This is a genomic window from Mesorhizobium sp. M4A.F.Ca.ET.050.02.1.1 (assembly GCF_003997725.1).
Lineage (GTDB): Bacteria > Pseudomonadota > Alphaproteobacteria > Rhizobiales > Rhizobiaceae > Mesorhizobium.
In genome coordinates, this window is sequence record NZ_RZSG01000699.1 from 1 (window position 1) to 3,170 (window position 3,170).

The 3,170-nt window shown below is 54.4% G+C and carries 3 protein-coding genes; all 3 read right to left on the minus strand.

What is annotated here, in order from left to right; all coding sequences use genetic code 11:
• Positions 1–7: 7 nt before the first annotated feature.
• Positions 8–1,060: a sugar phosphate isomerase/epimerase gene (locus tag EOA33_RS29575; RefSeq protein WP_127407247.1), complete on the minus strand. Its 1,053-nt coding sequence runs from the start codon at positions 1,058–1,060 to the stop codon at positions 8–10.
• 424 nt (positions 1,061–1,484) lie between these two features.
• Positions 1,485–2,525: a Gfo/Idh/MocA family oxidoreductase gene (locus tag EOA33_RS29580; protein ID WP_127407248.1), complete on the minus strand. Its 1,041-nt coding sequence runs from the start codon at positions 2,523–2,525 to the stop codon at positions 1,485–1,487.
• 119 nt (positions 2,526–2,644) lie between these two features.
• Positions 2,645–3,170: SIS domain-containing protein (locus EOA33_RS29585; protein WP_127407249.1), on the minus strand; the 526-nt coding region annotated here is incomplete at its 5' end.

Below are 3,170 nucleotides of genomic sequence, written 5' to 3' on the forward strand. Positions count from 1 at the left end.
AACCTCGTCAAAGACCCAGCATCCGTCGGTTGGTTGCTCCGTCAGCACCGCTCGCCGCGAAATCGTCGAACGACTTGTCGGTGACGTGAATGATATGGGCCTTTACGAACTCGGCACCCTCTCTCGCACCGTCTTCTGAATGCTTCAGCGCGCATTCCCATTCGACAACGGCCCAGCCATCGAAATTGTAGGCCGCCATCTTGGAAAAGATCGATCCGAAATCCACTTGGCCGTCGCCCGGCGAACGAAAGCGCCCGGCGCGCTCAATCCAGCCTTGATAGCCACCATAGACGCCCTGCCGCCCGGTTGGATCGAACTCCGCGTCCTTGACGTGGAACATCTTGATCCGGTCCTTGTAGATGTCGATGTGCTCGAGATAGTCGAGGCATTGAAGCACGAAGTGCGACGGATCGTAGAGCATGTTTGCGCGCGGATGGTTCTTCAGCCGGTCTAGGAACATGTCGAAGGTGACACCATCATGTAAATCTTCGCCTGGATGTATCTCGTAAGCCACGTCGACGCCGCAATCCTCCGCGTGGTTAAGGATCGGCATCCAACGCTTCGCAAGCTCGTCGAAGGCAGTCTCGACAAGGCCCGCCGGCCGCTGCGGCCAAGGATAAAGATAGGGCCAGGCGAGCGCGCCGGAGAAAGTTCCATGCGCCTTCATGCCGAGATGCTTAGATGCCGTTATCGCCATTTGCACCTGCTCGACGGCCCATTCCTGGCGCGCCTTAGGATTACCGCGTACTTTGGTTGGCGCAAAACCGTCGAAACATTCGTCATAAGCAGGGTGCACAGCGACTAACTGGCCTTGCAGATGACTGGAAAGCTCAGTCACCTCTATTCCGTTTTCTCGCGCAACGCCCGCAAACTCGTCGCAGTAATCCTTCGAGTTCGCCGCCGTTATGAGATCGAATAGCTGGCCGGCCCAGCTCGGCACTTGGACTCCTACGTATCCCTTTTCGGCCGCCCATTTGGTGATAGCGTCCCAGGAGTTGAATGGGGCTCGATTGCCTGCAAACTGGCCAAGAAAGATAGCGGGGCCTTTGATCGTCTTCACGGTCAATCCAATCGATCGTATATGGTGTGGCCTACATCACCTTATTTCAGTTTCTTCCTCGAATGCAGCTTTTTGCTTGCTAGGCTGGGATGAAACAAAGTTGTACCGGCGCCTGAAGGTTAGTGTTGACAAGAGTTGTATTTGAAATCGTTGTGCAAACTCCAGCGCCATTTGGAAAGACAGAGCTATTTTTGCCACTCTGCCTTTCCCAATTATGCCCGCCAGCTCTATCGCTCTAATGAGATAAAGAAGAGATGACGTTACCCTACCACCACTGCGGCGGTTATACTTGACCAGAAGTCACCCGGTAGAAGCAACATTCGCAACCGGCAAAGCCGAACTCAAAAACGAATATTGAGAGGGGGCGTCCTCCGAGTTCCCGGTCATCTGCGCTAGAATTGATCGTTTGGCCGCCCGATGGCTGTCATACCATCACTCCCGAGTTGACCGACGAGGAGTGTTGAACGAGCTCTAGGCTCCCGCCGGCCCGAGCAGATGCGTAAGCGGCATCCATGATCCGCATCATTTCCTCCGCGTCTCGAAGGCCCGCAAAGGGCTTGGCGCCAGCAGCGACCTCCGCTAGGACTTTTTCCACAAACAAAGGATAATAGAGGTCGGTATCGAGCCGCACCTTACGGGTCTGTGTCCCATAATCGAGCTGATCACGCAAACGATAGGAGATTTGGTCATTACCTCCTTGAAAATAGGCCTTTCGGGATCCGATAGTGAACGTAAATTCTCGCTGAATATCGAGAGCGCTGGGGAACGCGTAGCCAGTTTCAACGACGCCAACTGTTCCGTCCTCACTTCGCATCGTGACGATCGAATGATCCTCCACTTTTTCGCCATGGCTGCGAGAACTCATCATGGCAGAGACAGCCGACACAGGCTTCCCTGTCAGAAAGCGGAAGAGGTCGATAAAGTGGGTTGCGACGTTTATAGTCGAGCCCCCACCGGCAACCGCCGGATCCGTCATCCAACGGGCACCGGCATTAATGTAACGCGACGGTGGCCCAACGATAAATCGAATTGCATAATGCGTAATATCCGTGGGCAGCGTGCCGTTAATCTCGGAGAGCGTTTCCAGCGTGTCGCTAAGCCGAAAGATCAGAGGGACGGCGACATAAACCCCCGCCGCCTCTGCAAGTTTGCGCAGCTCCATCACTTGATCGGCGTTCGTGCCGCACGGTTTTTCCAACGCAAACGGTATGCGGCGCTCAACCAGCAACTTACCAATCTTCGGCATGTCTGCATGACGACCAAAAGCAAAGGCAAAGTCCGGCTGTTCGTTGATTAGCAGGCTCTCCACTGAGTCATACTTACGGCACCCGAAATTGGCCGCGATACCGGAACCTTTGTTTCCTTCTGAATCCGAGATCGCGACGACCTCAATGTCTGGACGTTTAAATGCTGACAGATACAGGGGTACATGCCAGTGGCTTACTTCGAGTAGAGCAATTTTCAACTTAGATAATCCTTTTGTATTTGGGAAGGCGTTTTGGCCGTCAGCTGCACTTGATCAAATCTGGCAGAAAGAAGCACTGTTAGGTACGTCTCTCACATGACGCTGCGGCGATCATGGTCTCAGCGTTCTGCTTGGCCGGCGATCGCGTCATAGACGCTCCGCACAATGATATGGTGGTAGATCACGTGAATATCTTCGATCTGTTCCATCATATCGAGAGGCGCTCGCAAGCAGACGTCGCATAGACCAGCCATGGTTTCCGCCGATGGTCTAGCGCTCGTGAAGCCGATAATCATCGCGCCACGGGATTTTGCAAACTCCAGTGCGCGGAGCACGTTTGGCGAGCCGCCAGAGCCGCTGATGCCGATGACTACGTCCTTGGGGCGAAGGAAATTGGCCAACTGCTCCGTAAACACGCTGTCGTAGCAGATGTCATTGCCAATGGCTGTTAACCAAGCACAGTTGTCGTTGAGGCTCTGAATTCGGAGACGCTTGCGCCCACCCAAGCCATCATCGGCAATTAACAATTTTCCGGCATCTGTAGCCATGTGGCTAGCCAGCGCCGCCGAAGCGCCGTTTCCGAAGGCGAATATCTGGCGTTCCTCGCGAAACGCGGTCTCAACCACTTCGATTGCACGGCTGACT